The sequence below is a fragment of the Streptomyces nymphaeiformis genome (assembly GCF_014203895.1).
GTDB lineage: Bacteria > Actinomycetota > Actinomycetes > Streptomycetales > Streptomycetaceae > Streptomyces > Streptomyces nymphaeiformis.
On sequence record NZ_JACHJY010000003.1, the window covers coordinates 329,214 to 346,748 of the forward strand.

Consider the following 17,535-nt stretch of genomic DNA (forward strand, 5'->3'; position numbering starts at 1 on the left):
GTGCTGGGTGAGAGTCTTTGTCGGAATGGCGTGCTCGGACGGCGTAGTCCGTTGTTTGCAGGCGCCTGGAGTGTGGGCGGCCGTCGGTGGTCGCTGGTGATGGATCGGAGCGGACGTTGAGCGTCGAGGCGGAAGCCGTGGGCGGCCAGGGCGATCCGGCGTGGGACGCCTGGGAGCCGGAGGACGCTGCGGCTTCGCGGCGGACCACCGGGTCCGCTGGCTACGCCCCGGGGTCGCAGGTACTGATCCGCGACGAGCTGTGGCTCGTCCGGAACTCCAAGGACGTCGGCGAAGACGGGTGGATGGTGGAGGTCACCGGCATCTCGTCCTTCGTACGCGGCACGGACGCGGTCTTCTATAGCCGGCTCGACGCGATCCAGGTGCTGGATCCGCGGGAGACGCGGCTTGTCCCGGACGACTCCCCCAACCACCGGCGAGGCCGCCTGTTCCTTGAAGCGGTGATGCGCAAGACGTTCCTGCCGCAGACCGAGCATGGGCTCGCGCTGGCCGACGGGTTCCTCATGGACCAGCAGGTGCACCAGTTGCGGCCCGCCGAGCTGGCGCTGTCGCTGGAGAAGAACCCGCAGCCGCGGATCCTCATCGCCGACGTGGTGGGTCTGGGCAAGACCCTCGAGATCGGGGTGCTGCTCGCCGAGCTGATCCGGCGCGGGCGCGGTGAGCGCATCCTGGTCGTGACCCCACAGCATGTGCTGGAACAGTTCCAGCGGGAGCTGTGGACCCGGTTCGCGATCCCGCTCGTCCGTCTGGACTCCACCGGCATCCAGCGCATCCAGCAGGACATTCCAGCCGGCCGAAACCCGTTCGCGTACTTCAAGCGCGCAATCATCTCCGTGGACACGCTCAAGAGCGACGTCTACGCGCACCACCTCGAGCACACCAACTGGGACGCCGTCGTCATCGACGAGTCCCACAATCTGGTCAACCGGGGCACCAAGAACAACGAGCTCGCCCGCCTCCTGGCCCGGAAGACCGATGCGCTGGTGCTGGCGTCGGCCACGCCCCACAACGGTCGTGCCGAGTCGTTCGCCGAGTTGATCAAGATGCTGGACGAAGCGGCCATCGCCAACCCGTCGAAATACGAGGTGAAGGACCTTGAACACCTCTACATCCGGCGTACGAAGACGACAGCGGAGGTCCGCGACTCGCTGAAGGGTGCCTGGGCGGACCGTGGACCGTCCCAGCCGATCCACGTACCGGCCGGCGAGAAGGAGCTCGCCGTCTTCCAGGAGCTCGCCACGCGCTGGATTCCGGCCGACCCCGACCAGTCTTCGGTCAGCCGGCACCAACTGGTGCCCTACCAGCTCTTGAAGTCCTTCCTGTCCTCGCACAAGGCACTACTGGAGACCGTGAAGACGCGACTGGCGACGCTGGACAAGCAGCCGGCCACCGAGTCCGCGAGAGGCGGGCAGCGGACGGCACGTCCGGTCGACCCGGCGGCTCGCGAGGCGGCCAGGCAGGCGGAGCGAGCGGCCTTGCTGGACCTTCGGGGTGTGGCCGAGCGGATCCAGGACGAGGACTCGGCGAAGCTGGCGGCCCTCCTGGACGAGTTGCGCACCATGGGTGTCGGACCCGGCTCGGAGACCCGCGTGGTGGTGTTCTCCGAGCGCATCCCCACGCTGAAGTGGCTCGCGGACGCAGTCCCGACCGCGCTCGGCTTCCCGCGCGGTGCCGACCCCGACGAGAACAAGCCCTGGCTGGCCTTCGGTGGCGCGGTGCAGGTCATGCACGGGGACGCCACCAGCGACGAGGAGCAGCAGGCCATCGTCGAGAAGTTCGGGCTGCGCGACGACCCCGTGCGCATTCTGTTCACCGGCGACGTCGCCTCCGAAGGCGTCAACCTCCACCAGCAGTGCCACCGGCTGATCCACTTCGACCTGCCGTGGTCCCTGATCCGTATCGAGCAGCGCAACGGCCGTATCGACCGCTACGGCCAGGAGCACCGGCCGGAGTTCCGGGCTCTGATCCTCACCAGCGGCATCCCCTGGCGGACGGACGAGACGACCGGGGAGCCCCGTACGCTGGACGACCGTCTCGTGGGCGAGAAGCTGCTCAAGCGCGAGGAGGAAGCACACAAGATCGAGGGATCGGTGGAGGCGGTCACCGGCCTGTACCGGGCCAAGGAGGAGGAGAACCGCCTCACCCAGGACCTGATCGCCGGCCGGACCGTCGAGGAGTCCATCAAGCAGTCCCAGCAGGCGGGCGCCGCGTTCCTCTCCGGACTGCTCGGCCAGGTGGGCGCCGTTCCGGAGCATCCCGAGGTCCGGCAGGCGTACGTGCCACGCCTGTTCTCGTCCACCGCTGACTACTTCGACGAGGCACTGCGTCAGGTCTGCCGTCCCAACCCCGAGGACCAGCTCTCGCTGCGCCGCGACGACGACGGCACGATCGCCTTCGAACCTCCGCGAGACCTGCTGTACCGGCTGAAGGCGCTGCCGAAGTCGTACCTCGACGAGCAGCGGATCATGCCCCGGAAGGCCGAGCCGGGACGGATGCGCATCACCTTCTCCAAGGACCTCGCAGACCGGCGTTTGAAGGCGGCCCGTGAGTCGTCCAAGTCGCAGTGGCCGAACGTCTCCTACGTCACCGACGTCCACCCGGTCCTGGACTGGCTGACCGACAAGGTGCTCGTCGAGGTGGGCCGCCACCAGGCCCCCGTCCTCGCCGCCTCCGTGGAAACACCAACCTTCCTGGTCCAGGGCATCTGCTCCAACGCCCTGGGCCGGCCCACCATCGTCGAGTGGATGGCCGTCCACGGCGAACCGAACGACCTTCAGGTGACGCCTCTGACCCCGGAGGTGCTGGAGGACTACGGCCTGGGTCCGACGATGCCCGGCCGCGCCGCGCCGCACGACCTCGACGGCCTGACGGAGCTCGTCCCCGGCGCCATCAACAGGGCGGAGCAGCACCTCCGGGACTTGAGGGAGGCGTACGGCGAAGAGATCGAGGAGATCCTCGCCCCGTCCCGCAAGCGCGTCGTGCACTGGCAGCAGGAAGCCTTGTTCTCTTCTGACGGGACGGGCAAGCGAGGAGTGAACCTCAGCGCCAGCAGGCGGCTGAGCCTGCTCAAGTCCCTGCAGACCACGGGCGAGCCGATGCTGCGTCTGCTCGCCGTCCTGGAACCGCTCAACGCCGCTGAGGGAGGCACCGACCGATGAGCACTGATTTCGACTCCTTCAGCAACCGCGGCGAGTACTTCGCCGCGCACTACTTCGCCGAGCAGCTCGGAACCGACCTGAAGAAGGGCCTGTTCGCCACCTGGGCCCTGCGCGAAGGCGATGAGAACGACCCGCGGAAGACACCTCGGGAACTGCTCCGCTCGCTGCGCGGTGCCTACCTCTCTGAAGACGTACGTGGCTACTTCGCCGACGCCGCCGAGCGCGACGCCGGGGACGAGGTCCGACCGAGCACCCACAACAACCCCGAGTGGCGCAAGCGCCTCGCCGAGTGGCACCAGACGATCCTGCACGCCCTCGGCTTCGAGGCCACTCCCACCGAGATCACCGTCCACCGTGCCGGACGCGACCACTCCCTGCCTGTGGCCTACCACGGCCACGGGATCATCGCCCTGGATTGCGGCTGGGCCGCCGACAACGACGCCGCCCTCGACGCGACCGGACCCGGCCGACTGCTGCACCCGCTGCGTGTCAGTGCGAGCGAGACGTACGAGACCGGCCAGGCCCTGGCGTCCTGGCTGTTCCAGAGCGAACAAGGCGAGGCCGGCGGACCCCGCCCCCGTTTCGTCCTGTTGCTGTGCGGCGGCGTGCTCGTCCTCGCCGACCGCCAGTCCTGGAACGAGGGCCGCTACCTCGCCGTCAACCTCGACGCGGCCCTGGAACGCAACGATCGCACCCAGCAGGGCGAACTCGCCACCATCGCTGCGCTGTTCAGCCTGGACGTGCTCCGGCCCGGCGAGAACGACCAGAGCCGGGCCATCGACGCCCTGCTGAAGTCCTCCGGCGCCAACGCCGCCGGCGTCTCCGGCGAACTGCGCCACGGGCTCCAGCGCTCGGTCGAAATCATCGCCAACGAAGTCCTCGCGCGGATGGCCGAGCCGAAGAACGGCGTCTCCCCGGCCGACATCGAAAGCCCCAAGATCCCCTTCTCCCGGGAACTCACCCGCGAATCCCTCCGCTACCTCTACCGGATCCTGTTCCTCCTCTACGCCGAGGCCCGTCCCGAGCTCGGCATCCTCCCCGCAGACGACGGAAGCTACGAGGCCGGCTACTCCATGGCCCGCCTGCGCGAACTCGTCGAACGCGACGAGGAGCTCGTCGAGGAGGAGGCCCGCGAAGGCTTCCACCTGCACGAATCCCTAGACGTCCTCTTCAACAAGGTCAACTTCGGCCACCGTCCGTACGGCACCGAGGACGACGACGACCAGCCCGGCGACGACGAGGAGACCCGCGCGGCCAAGGCCGCCCGCCGCAGCGAGGACCGCGGCCTGCGCTTCGAACCCCTGCGCAGCGAACTCTTCGAGCCCGGCTCGGTCCGCCTCATCGGCAGGGGTGTCGTCGACCCCCGCAGCGACGAGGACGACGCCCCGCGCTGGCTCGACCTGCGCCTGCGTAACGCCGCTCTGCACGAGGTACTGCGCCTGCTCACCATGAAGAAGGGCAAGCGCGGCGAGCGGGGCGGTTTCATCTCCTACCGCAACCTCGGCATCAACCAGCTCGGCGCTGTCTACGAGGGCCTGATGTCGTACACCGGCATCATCGCCGAGGAGGAACTGTGCGAGGTCGCCAAGGGTGGCGACCCGGAGAAGGGCTCCTGGCTCATCCCCTCCCACAAGCAGGACCAGTACCCCGACAAGACCCTCGTCCACTACGACGAGGACGACGCCCGAAAGGGTCTGCGCGGCGTCAAGAAGTACGAGCACGGCTCCTTCGTCTACCGCCTCGCCGGCCGCGACCGCGAGACCTCCGCCTCGTACTACACGCCCGAGTCACTGACCCAGGTCACGGTTGAGCTCACCCTCAAGCACCGCCTCGACCAGGAGCACGACGCCGCCGGCAACGTCGTCAAGACCCGCGCGTCCGAACTGCTCAAGTACAAGATCTGTGAGCCAGCCCTCGGCTCCGGTGCCTTCCTCAACGAGGCGATCAACCAGGTCGCCGAGGAGTACCTCCGCCGCAGGCAGGACGAGCTGGGTGTCACCATCCCGACTGCGGACGCCCTCACCGAGAAGCAAAAGGCCAAGGCGTACATCGCTCTGCACAACGCGTACGGCGTCGACCTCAACGCCACGGGCGTCGAGCTCGCCGAGGTGTCCCTCTGGCTCAACACCATGCACCCCGGCATGCGAGCCCCGTGGTTCGGCCTTCACCTGCGCCGAGGAAACAGCCTCATCGGCGCCCGACGAGCGGTCTACGCGGCCGACGATGTCACCGGCAAGGAGTGGCTCAAGGCCAAGGGCGCCCTGGCCCCGCTCCCGCTGCCCTTCCTCAAGAACGGCGAGCCTCAGCCGCTCCCCCCGGACGCGGTTCATCAGTTCCTCCTTCCGAGTCCCGGGTGGGCCGCGGTCGCGGGCTCGAAGGAGGCCAAGGAACTGGCGAAGGAGGGTGTCGAACAGCTCGCCGCCTGGAAGAAGGGCATCCTTCAGCGCCCCAAGCGCAGCAAGGCCGGCCGGGCGAAGAAGGAGCCGGTGTCTCAGTTCACCAGCCTCCGGGACGCCGCCCGCCGAGTCGAATTCCTCTGGTCGCTTGTAGCCAAGCGCATGGAGCTCTCCGAGCAGGCTATCGCCCGCCGGATCGACGTCTGGGGCGCCGACCCGGCCGCCCCCGAGTATGCCTTCCTCCACCGCCCTGACCAGGCGGTTACAAAAGAGCAGGTCCTCGAAGATCTCTTCAACGCCGCGGACACTCCGTACTGGCGCCTGAAGAAGATCATGGACGCCTGGTGTGCGCTCTGGTTCTGGCCTGTCGATAAAGCCGGCCTGCTCGACGGTACGGCTGGTGAGTACGCGGCGCGACTGGAGGTGACTGGAGCGGACAGCCTCAGCCGCCTGCTCGACGGCGCGCCGCTGGTGTTGGAGTCCCCCGCTGCTCCAGTCGTTGAACCGGAACCGGCCGCAGTGCCCACGCCCACACCCGTGCCGCAGTTCGTCGAGGCGACGGCCCTGTTCGCTCTCGGGCCCGAGCAGACCAGCTTCGAGGACCTCGAACTGAGCGCCGACGACTCGGTCGTAGAAGTCAAGCAGATCAGGCCGCGGGGAAGGGCCCAGGCCTCAGCACCGAAGCCGAAAGCGCCGGAGCGTCGGCCGATCGTCCCACTCAAGGACTTGGACGACTGGCTGGAGTTCCTGGAGGCTATGCTCGGCACGGCCGACGTTCCCGAGGGCACCCTCATCGACAGTTTCAAGGACCTCGAAGCCCTCAAGAGCTTCGAGGAAACGCTCCCCAGCTTCATGGGCATGGACGCCGGCAACCCGGAAGACCGCTTCCCGTGGCTCCGGGAGGTACACGACATCGCGGAGGAGCAGGGTTTCCTCCACTGGGAGCTGGAGTTCGCCCTCATCTTCGCTCGCAACGGTGGGTTCGATCTCCAGGTGGGTAACCCGCCGTGGGTACGGCCGCGGTGGCAGGAGGATGCAATCCTCGCCGAGTTTGACCCGTGGTTCGTCCTGACGGAGAAGCCACCCACAGGGCAGCGCCTCCAGCGGCGAACGGAAATTTTGGCATCGCAGAAAGAAGCGCACGCGTTCTTCCTGCGCGAGATCGCCACACACTCCGGCAACGTCGAAATCCTTAGCTCGGAGGTTACCTACCCCCTCCTCGCTGGTACGCAAGTTAACCTCTACCGCGCTTTCATGTGTCAGGTTTGGCGACACATCGGCCGGTATGGCACCGCAGGAATGTTGCATCCTGATACACACCTCGAAGGCGTGAAAGAGGGGAAGCTGAGGTCGGCCGCATACCACCATCTGTTGGTGCATGCCGGATTCGTGAATTCGGCCAACTGGGCATTTGAAGACGTGGACCGAACAGTCTCTTTCGGCATGCACGTCTATGGACAAGAGAGTCAGTCGATCAACTTTGCCAACCTCAGCCAGCTTCGGTCAGCCAGGGTTCTTCCTGATTCCTTGTCTCATGACGGAAGTGGAGATAACCCGGCACAGAAGCATGCTGGACGGTGGGATGTACGCCCGCATCGCGCACGTGTGATCCAGGTAACTGATTCCCTCCTCGCGGAATGGCAAGAGCTCAGCGGAGAGGTTGACGGACCGGCGGACGAAACACAGCTTCTATACCCGGTGACGACGGCTGAGCAGGCTGCAATTGTCGCACTGTCTAAATTCCGATACCGGCTTGGCGCAGCCCAGCCATTGATCAGCTCAGGCTTCCACGAAGCAACGAGCAAGACCAATGGAATCATCCAGTACGAGGTAGGAGAGCCTTCCGATTGGAGGGAGGTAATCATCCAAGGGACACACCTAGGAATCTCCACGATCTTCGCCAAACAACCCAATATGCCGATGCGAAACGTCAAGGACTGGACCCCTTGGGCGCACACAAACCTGCCCTCAGACGCCAAGCCTCGCACGACATATTCACGCGCCTGCTCGACAGGCGAGTATTCCAGCGCCCAGGACACATGGAACGGTCACCCGTACACTGAGACCTACCGAATGGCCTGGAGGCGGCGAATCGACACAAAGAATACCGAGCGAAGCCTGTTCGCCGCCATAATCCCGCCGGGACCTGCACACGTCGATGCCGTACATTCAATGCACGTAGGCAATAGCATCACCACTGCAGTTAATGCTGGCTTCTGGGCAGCCCTCCCTCTTGATTACCTGCTTCGCATCACAGGCAGGTCGGACCTCCGGGGTCCCGAAGCCATTAGGATGCCCGCCCCAGCCCCCGGACACCCTCTAACCAACTCCCTGCTGGTTCGCACACTCCGGCTCAACTGCAGCACTGAAGCATATGCCGACCTCTGGCAGGAATTGTTCGACCCAGCGTGGCAAGATTGTGAAACCTGGGCATTTGAATGGCCTCACATCCAGGAACTAAATAGGGACCTACCGGCTCTTTGGTCGCCAAGTGTCCCACTTCGCACAGAGTACGAGCGTCGAGCCGCCCTGGTAGAGATTGATGCGCTGGTATCCGCCTGGCTTGGCTTGGATGCCGACCGCCTCATTGCGATCTACAAGTCTCGCTATACGATTCTTGCCGACCGCGAATCAGCCATGTGGTTTGACTCTGCCGGACGCAGGATCGCAGAGGATCCCTATGCGGCAGGCCACAATCAGACTAAGGAAGACTACGAAGGCTTGGTGGCCCATCTCGAGCATCCGATGGAAACTCCGCCGCCCAACGGCTTCCTCCCTCCCTTCTATAGGGCCGACCGTGAGGCAGAGTTGCGGGCCGCGCACGCCTATTTCCAGACGCGCCTCGACGAGTCGGTCGCCCGTGGCGAGTGGGATCCGGAGAAGCAGGAGGTGCCGAAGCCGTGAGACCGACGCTTCAGGCACGTGGGCTCAAGGAGAGCCTGCTGCAGTATCTGTCGACGACGTACGCGCTCACGGACGAGGGCGCGCGTGAGGCGCTGCACCGGTTCCTCGGGGACGAGACGTCGGGGATGTTCCGGGGCCCATATCTGCGGATCCGGACCCCGTTCACCGTGGCCGGCGAGGAGTGGCGCAAGCACCTCGAGTGGCAGCGGGAGGGCTTCAAGCCGTACGTGCATCAGGCCGTCGCCTTCGCGCGGCTGACCTCGGCGCACGGCCACACCCCGCAGCCGACGCTGGTCACCACCGGCACCGGTTCCGGTAAGACCGAGTCGTTCCTGTACCCCGTGCTGGATCACTGCCGTCGCGAGCGGGCCGCGGGCAAGGCCGGGGTGAAGGCGGTCTTCCTGTACCCGATGAACGCCCTGGCCGCCGACCAGGCGCAGCGCATCAACGAGCTCCTCACGGAGAACGCCGAGTTGGGGAAGTTGTCGGCCGGACTGTACATCGGTGAGCGCGCGGCGACGCAGTACGAGAAGGTGCGGACCAGACGTTCGGACATGCAGATGTCCCCACCGGACATCCTGATAACGAACTACAAGATGCTGGACCTGCTCCTCCAGCGGGCGGACGACGCCCCCCTGTGGCGGGAGTCGGATATCCGCTACGTCGTCGTGGACGAGTTCCACACGTACGACGGCGCTCAGGGCACGGATGTTGGGATGCTGCTGCGTCGGCTGGCCGCTGCCGTGGGGGCAGCTGAGGAAGGCCGCCCGCTGGGGAAGATCTGTCCGGTGGCAACGTCGGCAACGCTCGCTTCCGGTACGGACGAGGACGGCACGGCGCAGCTGCTGGAGGTGGCGGCCCACGTCTTCGGCACGGAGTTCACGAGGGACTCCATCGTCGGGGAGAACCGGCTCACGGTCGAGGAGTTCATCCCGCTCGGCGAGGTGACCATGCAGCCGATGCCGACGCCCGACGAGCTGCTGGCGCTGCCCGATCCGGCGACCGACGACGGGGCGCTGCTGGATCTGATTGAGAAGGTGACGGACGTCCGTGACCTCGATCCCTTCGTGCTCGGTGGGAACCTCAAGCGGCATCTGTTCACTCGTGCGGTGATGCAGGCGCTCGGCGGCGGAGTGAAGACCAGCGCTGAGGTACTGGACGTGATGTGGCGGGCGGGCGCGGCCGGCTGGTCCCAGGCCGTGGCGCGGCAGCCGGAGAAGGCGGCTGAGGCGCTGGCGCGGTTCGTCGCGCTGCTGTCGTACGCGCGTGCCCCGGAGTCTTCCCCCGCCGAGCCCCGGCCCTTCGTGCACGTCGAGGTGCACCAGTGGGCGCGTTCGGTGTCGCGGCTGCTGCGCGGCGTACTGCCTTGGCCGAAGGCGGAGTTCCGCTGGGACGCCGCCGGCGCGGCCGACGCGGGCGCGGCCGACAGCGGCCGTATGGCGCCGGTGACGACGGCGACATCGGGGCAGAGCGCGAACCTGTTCCTGCCGGCGGTCTACTGTCGTGACTGCGGGCGGTCGGGTTGGGCCGTGTTCTCCCCGGAGAGCGACGATCACGACGTCCAGTTCGACACGTACAAGATCCGGCGGGCATCGCTCGGCCAGGACAAGGCCCGGGTGCGGAACCTGATCGCCGCGACGGACCAGGAGTCCCGGGAGGGTTCCGGGGCCGCGTTGCTCACGGCGACCAGTGGCAAGGGGGGCTCGGCCGCGTCGCAGGGTGCCGGCGGGCTGCTGATGGTGCTGGACGGCACCCGTAAGCGGCTGCGGTTGCCTGATCCGCTGAACGACTACGACCGGGAGACCAAGGAGCCCCGGCTGACGGCCCGTGACTCGGCGTTCGTGCTGGTGAACTTCGGGGAGACCGCGAACACCGCGGCCAAGGAGGACTGGTGTCCGGCGTGCGGTGAGCGCAACGCGATCCGCTACCTCGGTACGGGCGCCGCCGCGATGGCCGCGGCGTCCGTCACGCAGCTGTTCACCGGCGGGGAGCTCGACAAGGAACTCTGCGAGGCCAAGACGCTGATGTTCAACGACTCGGTGCAGGATGCCGCACACCGGGCCGGGTTCGTCGCGAACCGCTCGTATACCTTCTCGCTCCGCGCCCTGCTCGCCGAGCACCTGCGGCACGACGAACCGACCGCGCTGAACGATCTGATTGCGAACGTCGTCGCCGCCACGACCGACAAGGACACCCTCTCCGCGGTGGTGCCACCGGATCTGCACGGCTTCAAGGGCGTGGACCGACTCCTGTCCGGTCAGGGCCGCGGTGGAGACCTGAAGACGTGGCGGCTGATCGGTCAGCGGCTGGCGTTCGAGACGCTGATGGAGTTCGGCTTCCGGTCACGTAACGGCCGTACGCTCGAGCTGACCCGCACTGCCGTCGCGCAGGTCCGCATCGACGACCCGACGGCCGTGATCGCACTGGTCAAGCAGCTGCACGAGGAGTGTGTACGGGACGGGCTGCCGCTGATGGCGCAGGACGACGCCCGCTATCTGGCGTTCGTACGCATCTTTCTGGAGCGGCTCCGTACCCGCGGTGCGGTCGCGCACCGCTGGCTGGACAAGTACATCGACGAGGCGGGCACCAGCCGGTACTACATCTGGGGCAAGAGGGCTCCGGGCATGCGGGCCTTCCCGAAGGGCATCGCCGCCCCTATGTTCCTTCTCGGGCAGCCCAAGAACGGCAGCGAGTTCGACTTCGCGACCGGTCGGCTGTCCTGGTACGAACGGTGGGCCGGGCGGTGCCTGGAGCTGCCGCGTGAGCTTGCGCCCGAGCTGTGGAGCCGGTTGCTGCCCGAGCTCGCCTCGATGGGTCTGCTGTCGGTGCGCACCCCGAACGACACCTCGGTACGGGTGTACGGGCTCAAGCCCGGCAACATCGAGGCCCGGCTGCTGGACGACGAGCAGGTGCGGGTCTCGTACGTGCGGTGCCCGGTGTGCTTCTGGGAGCAGACGGTCCACCCGTCCCTGCTGGACCAGTGGCACGGCCAGCCCTGCCCCTCCTACCGGTGCCGCCGAGGGCGCCTGGTAGCTGGCGACCGGCCCGAGGGCCTGGGGATACACCACCGCGACCGCGACTACAGGAACGACTACTACCGTCGGCTCTACCTCGGGGCGGGCACCTACCAGGTGGTCACTGCCGAGCACACGGGCATGCTGACGCGTCACCAGCGCGAGAAGGTCGAGGAGGCGTTCAAGCACGGCAGCGGGTTCAAGGACCCCAACGTGCTCTCCTGCACGCCCACGCTGGAGATGGGTATCGACATCGGGGACCTGTCCGCCGTCGTGCTGGCTGCGCTGCCGCGCCGCCCCGCCTCGTACGCGCAGCAGGTCGGCCGGGCCGGACGCCGTACCGGAAATGCCTTCCTGCTGACCATCCCCGACCGTCGGCGCCGTGACCTGTACTTCCTCGAGCGGCCGAAGGACCTGATCGCGGGCACGATCGCGCCGCCCGGGTGTTACCTGTCGGCCGTCGAGATCCTGCGGCGCCAGTACCTGGCACATCTGCTCGACCTCGCAGCGGCCGGCCGTCTCGTCCGCGCGGACGGCATCGTGCTGCGCGCACTGCCGCACAAGGCGCCTCGTCTGTTCGGCCCGTCCGGCTATCTGACCGACCTGGTGGAGCTGGCCCTCGATCAGGGCGAGGAGCTGGTCAAGGAGTTCCTGCGGCTGTTCCCGACGGGCGTCAGCGAGCAGGCCAAGGCCGATCTGGAGGCCTTCGCGGCGCACGGCCTGCGCAGCACGGTGGAGAAGGCGGAACGCGAGTGGCGACGTGCCGAGGACGCTCTGCGGGCGCGGCTGCGCGAGATCGACGAGGCCCACGGCGAGCTGCACGACAGCGACCCCGACCAGGCCCGTCAGAAGGCGGAGCTGGATGCCGAACGGCGCGGGGTGGGCAGGCAGCTCCTCCACCTGGGCGACACCTCGGCGCAAAGCGCCCTGTGCGACCTGGGTCTGCTTCCGAACTACGCCCTCATCGACTCGACGACGACCCTGTCGGCAACCCTGTACGGCGAGGACGGCATCGACCCGAAGACGGACAAGGTGGTGTTCACGTCCGAGACTCTCTCCTACGAGCGGCCCCGCCGCCTCGCGATCCAGGAACTGGCTCCGGGCAACACCTTCTACGTCAACGGCTACCGGCACGAGATCACCGGCCTGGAACTGTCGACGGGCGGGCGCCAGGAGTGGCGGACTTGGCGCGTGTGTCCGGGCTGCGGGTACGTGCGTACCGAGAACGCCACCGTCGATCGCTCGCCGTGCCCCCGGTGCACGACGAGCCAGATCGCCGACGACGGCTCCTGCCTGTTCCACGTCGTGGAGCCGGCCACCGTGACGTCGCGAGACAAACGTGAGGACGCCCGGATCCGCGACGACAAGGACGACCGCGATCGCCGCTCGTACACCGTCGTGGATGCGGTGGACATTCCTGTGGAGAAGATCGAGCGGGGCAAATCCTGGCGGCACGACCGCGAAACCTTCGGCGTGGACTACTGCCGCACGGCGATGATCCGCCGGATCAACGTCGGGCCGGTCCGCTACGACGCTCCCGCCCGTGACGACTTCGCCGGCCATCTGGTCCGGCTGAACCCGTTCCACGTGTGCACCGCCTGCGGGGCCGCGAGCGCGGACGGCCGTCCCGTCTTCGACCACGACGCCGATGCCATGGAATCGGCAGCGGCTCGTGCCCCGCAGCTCAAGCACCACCGCCCGTGGTGTCCGCTGCGTCGGGGGAAGAAGGACGGCGTCACGCAGGAGCAGGTGCTGCTCGCCCACCAGCTGGAGACCGAGGCCCTGCGGATCCTCATCCCTGCCGCGACAGCCGACGTGGACGCACGGGTGCACTCCTTCCGAGCCGCACTGCGGCTCGGTGTCGATCTTCACTTCGGCGGTGACCCGCAGCACCTGGACACCACGGTGGCCTCCATGCCGGACGTCGCCAGCGGCGAGCGGCGCTGGTTCCTGGTGCTCTTCGACTCTCTCCCTGGCGGTACCGGCTACCTGGACCGGCTCACCGATCGCCATGCCTTCCGGGACACCCTTGCTCGCGCGTACGAACAGCTCAAGGCATGTCCGTGCGCGGAAGAGCAGCGGCGCGCCTGCCACCGCTGCCTGCACCGCTACACCCCCGAGCAGTTCCAGGACCTCGTGTCCCGACAGGCGGCGCTCAGCATGCTGGAGTCGCTGCTGTTCAAGGGAGACGGCGAGGACGGCTGGGACATCAGCGATGTGGAGCACACCGGGCTGGTCGGGCTGGACGCCCAGGTCGAATCCGACCTGGAGGCACGCTTTCTGACCTCCCTGCGGGACTGGGTGAAGGTCACCGACGACGCGACCCTGGACGAGGACGGCCACGCCAGCGGGCATCTGCGGTTCACCGACGGCTCGGACGTGATGCACTGGAGGCTGACCGCCCAACGGCAGCTCGAAGGCACCCGCACGGACTTCACCTTCACCCGCGTCGACGGTCCGGTGCAGAGCGTGCACGTCTATCTGGAGGGTTTCCGCTTCCACGCAAGCCGGGAGCACAACCTCATCGCCAAGAACGCGTCCCAGCGCACCCTGCTCCGTGCCGACGGAAAGACCGTCTTCCAGATCACCTGGGCCGACATCGACCTGTTCGAACAGCGTCCGGGGCGCACCAAGCCCGTCTGGCCGCCGTACCGGGGCACCGCCCAGGAGCAGGCCAAGGCCGCGTACGAGCAGTACGGCGGCAACCGTGCCCACTTCGGCGAAGCGATCTTCGCCAACCCGATCGACACGCTCATCGCCTATCTGCGGGACCCTGATGCGACCCACTGGGCCCGGCGGGCCCGCGCCCTGGTCACCGGCCTCACCGCCGTTCCCGCCACGGCCCCCGTGGCTGCCACCGGCAAGCGCAGTGAGCTCGTCGCCGCGCTGCGCGAGCAGCTCGGCGCCTTCGGAGCCGGCCGACGGGACGACAAGCCGGTCGTATCCGACAATGGCGGCATCGGTCCGGTCCACGTGTTCCGCACCCAGGACGAGCACGGCGTTCCGATTGTGTTCGCGCTGGACGCCGCAGACCCTGACAACCTGCGGTGGACCGCCCTGGCGGTCCTCGACGACAGCGACGCTGTCCTCGATACGGACGAACACAAGCTGCGGTGGCGGTCCTGGCTGTACTGGACAAACATCACCCAGTTCCTGTCCCTCGCCGGTGGGGACGGAGTACAGCTCGCCGCCAGTCGCGCCGCAGACTTCGAGGTCGAAGTCCTCGCCGTCTGCGGTGGTCTGGGCGAACTCGACTCGCTCTCCGCCGCCCTCGCACCTGTACCCGCGCCCACGCCTGCCGTACGGCCTGTGGTCTCGGAGCCGAGCGTTGACTCGCCAGCCGAAGCCGCCCTTCGTCAGATCATCCGGGACGCGGTCTGGGACGAGGACATCCTGGAGATCCTGCGCGAAGACCCCGACGAGACGCCAGACCTCCTTCGCCTCGCCGAGACACTCGCCGAGCACGGTAAGCAGGCTCCGGTTTTCGGATTCGAACTCGGGAACAGCCGCTGGCAGGCGGACTTCGCCTGGCAGACTCCCGACCTCAAGATCGCCGTCGTCGCTGCCCACCAAGGCGACGAGGACGTCGAGTCCCAGCGGCGTGACGCCGCCTACGCCGAGGAGGGCTGGACGGTCCGGACCGCCGCTGCATGGATCGACCACCTCGACACCCTGCTCGACCAGCTCCCCGACATGGAAGGCACAATCCGATGACCGCCCGGCTCAGCCTGTACCGCAAGGCCGAACAGGAGCTGTACAAGCTCGACCGCTCGGTCAAGGCCCAGTTCTACGACTTCTGCCACGTCTTCCGGAACAACCCGAACCAGCCGGGCCTGAAGCTGAAGAAGCTCAAGGGTGACTCGCGCATCTGGTCCGCGCGGGTCAACGACTCCTACCGCGCCCTGCTCACCCCGACCGGGGTCGACACGGACGGCACCGAGAGCTGGCTGGTCATCGCCGTCCGCCACCGCAAGGATGTCTACGAAGAGCTCCAGGTCGCGGTCAACCGTGTCACTGGCGAGATCGAGTTCGTCGACCTCGCGGTCGTCGGCGACAGCGCCCTGCGCCGCGCCGGCATCACCCTGACCCCGGCCGAACCGGACCGGATCTCGGTGCCGGCCGAACCCGAGCCGACGCCGCAGCCTCTGCCGACGGTGGAGACCGAGCCTCCTCCCCTGCTCGCCGCGTACGGCGCAGATCAGCTGCGTGAGCTGGGCGTCGCGGACCAGCTGATCGAGCTGGCCCTCGCTGTCACCGACAGCACCGAGCTAGACCAGCTCGTCGAGGGCGCCCCGCTGCTGTCCAAGGACGTCCTCTACGGCCTCGCCGCAGGTATGTCCATCGACGAGGTCCGCAAGGAGATCACCCAGCCCGTCGAGCTCGGCCACGAGCCCGATCTCGGTGACTTCGCCGCAGCCCTGAGCCGTACCAAGGTCACCGCCGTCGACGATGCCGTGCAGGCGGCCATCGACGAGGGAGACTTCCGGGCCTGGAAGGTGTTCCTCCACCCCACGCAGGAGCGCATCGTCCACCGCCACTACAAGGGCCCTGCCCGCGTCTCCGGCGGGCCCGGCACCGGAAAGACGATCGTCGCCCTGCACCGGGTCAAGCACCTGGCTGAGCAGCTGCCCACCGGCAGCAACAAGGCGATCCTGCTGACCACGTTCACCAAGAACCTGACCACGGACCTGCGCCTGCGTCTGGCGTCGCTCGTCGAGCCCGAGCTCCTCGCCCGTGTCGAGATCGCTCACATCGACCAGCTCGCCGCCCGCGTGCTAGGCGAGAACACCGCACCTGGCAGGGGCCGGCAGCGCGTCTACGACCACGTGGCGCTGAACGAGATGCGCCAGCTCCTCGCCGAACTCGACGACCGCCGCTGGGAGCCCGAATTCCTCCTGGAGGAGTGGGAGCAGGTCATCCTCGGCCAGTCCGTCCCCACCCGCTCTGCCTACTTCCAGGCCCGCCGTGCCGGGCGGGGCCGCTCTCTGACCCGGCCCGAGCGCAACCACATCTGGAAGCTCATCGAGCAGTTCACCGCCCGCCTCGACAAGCTCGGCGTGGAGACCTGGGGCCAGGCATCCGAACGCGCTGCTCGCTTCGAGATGGAACGCGCCGCGAAGATCAGGGCCCGGCGCGAGTACAAGGAGGAGGTCGGCGGCAAGGACCTCATCCACCGCGACAACAGCTCCGGCATGCGCTACCTCAACTACCGCTACCGGCACATCGTCGTCGACGAGGCGCAGGACCTCAGCCCCGCGCACTGGAAGATGCTCCGGGCCATGGCCGACCCCGACCTGCCCAACGACATGTTCGTCGCCGGCGACACCCACCAGCGCATCTACGACCACCAGGTGGCCCTCGGCGCCCTCGGGATCAACATCCGCGGGCGTTCCTCGCGCCTGACCCTCAGCTACCGCACCACCAAGGAGATCCTCACCGAGGCCTTGCGTGTGGTGGACCCCGTGAAGGCCGGGCAGAAGGTGAGCTACGACGACCTGGACGACGGCACCGACAACCTCGCCGGATACCGCTCCGTCCTACACGGCCCCGCCCCGGCCTTCACGCCCTACGACACGTGGGACGACGAGCTCGCAGGCCTCGCCGCCACCCTGGCCACATGGCGCAAGGAGCTCTCCACGGACGAGCACGGCTCGCCCAGAGACCCGAGCGGCCATGTCGCCGTCTGCGTCGCCGATCGCGACATGGTGAGCCAGACCATGTACTACCTGGTCACCAAGGCTGGCATCACCTGCGCCGAGCTCACCAAGGAGGGTCCCAAGGGTGACGGCGAGGTCCACGTCGGCACCATGCACCGCTTCAAGGGCCTTGAGTACCAGCGCCTCGCCATCGTGGGCGCCAGTGACGGCGTCCTCCCCCGCACCCACGTCATCGACCGCTACCGCACCGAGGATCCGCCCCGGTACGAGCGCGAGCAGCGCAAAGCCCGTTCTCTGCTGTTCGTGGCGACTACTCGAGCGCGGGACGCACTGAACATCAGCTGGCACGGCAAGCCCAGCCCCTACTTGCCGGTCTGACACAGATGTC

General features: G+C 67.5%; 4 protein-coding genes. All 4 read left to right on the forward strand.

Going from position 1 to position 17,535, the window contains the following annotated elements; all coding sequences use genetic code 11:
* Window positions 1-116: 116 nt before the first annotated feature.
* The 4 genes from GGE06_RS11720 to GGE06_RS11735 are packed head-to-tail and all read left to right on the forward strand — an operon-like array spanning window position 117 to window position 17,525.
* Window positions 117-3,176, forward strand: a complete 3,060-nt coding sequence (locus GGE06_RS11720; protein ID WP_221517990.1) for an SNF2-related protein — start codon at window positions 117-119, stop codon at window positions 3,174-3,176.
* Window positions 3,173-8,476: a hypothetical protein gene (locus tag GGE06_RS11725; RefSeq protein WP_184930765.1), complete on the forward strand. Its 5,304-nt coding sequence runs from the start codon at window positions 3,173-3,175 to the stop codon at window positions 8,474-8,476. Before GGE06_RS11720 ends, GGE06_RS11725 begins: the two co-directional genes overlap by 4 nt.
* On the forward strand, window positions 8,473-15,204 hold the full coding sequence (locus tag GGE06_RS11730) for a DEAD/DEAH box helicase family protein (protein ID WP_184930766.1): 6,732 nt from the start codon (window positions 8,473-8,475) through the stop codon (window positions 15,202-15,204). Before GGE06_RS11725 ends, GGE06_RS11730 begins: the two co-directional genes overlap by 4 nt.
* On the forward strand, window positions 15,201-17,525 hold the full coding sequence (locus GGE06_RS11735) for a UvrD-helicase domain-containing protein (RefSeq protein WP_184930767.1): 2,325 nt from the start codon (window positions 15,201-15,203) through the stop codon (window positions 17,523-17,525). Before GGE06_RS11730 ends, GGE06_RS11735 begins: the two co-directional genes overlap by 4 nt.
* Window positions 17,526-17,535 lie beyond the last annotated feature (10 nt).

Coding starts and splice junctions, on each gene's coding strand:
- GGE06_RS11725 (WP_184930765.1), top strand. CDS start 3,173: ATGAGCACTGATTTCGACTCCTTCAGCAACCGCGGCGAGTACTTCGCC.
- GGE06_RS11735 (WP_184930767.1), top strand. CDS start 15,201: ATGACCGCCCGGCTCAGCCTGTACCGCAAGGCCGAACAGGAGCTGTAC.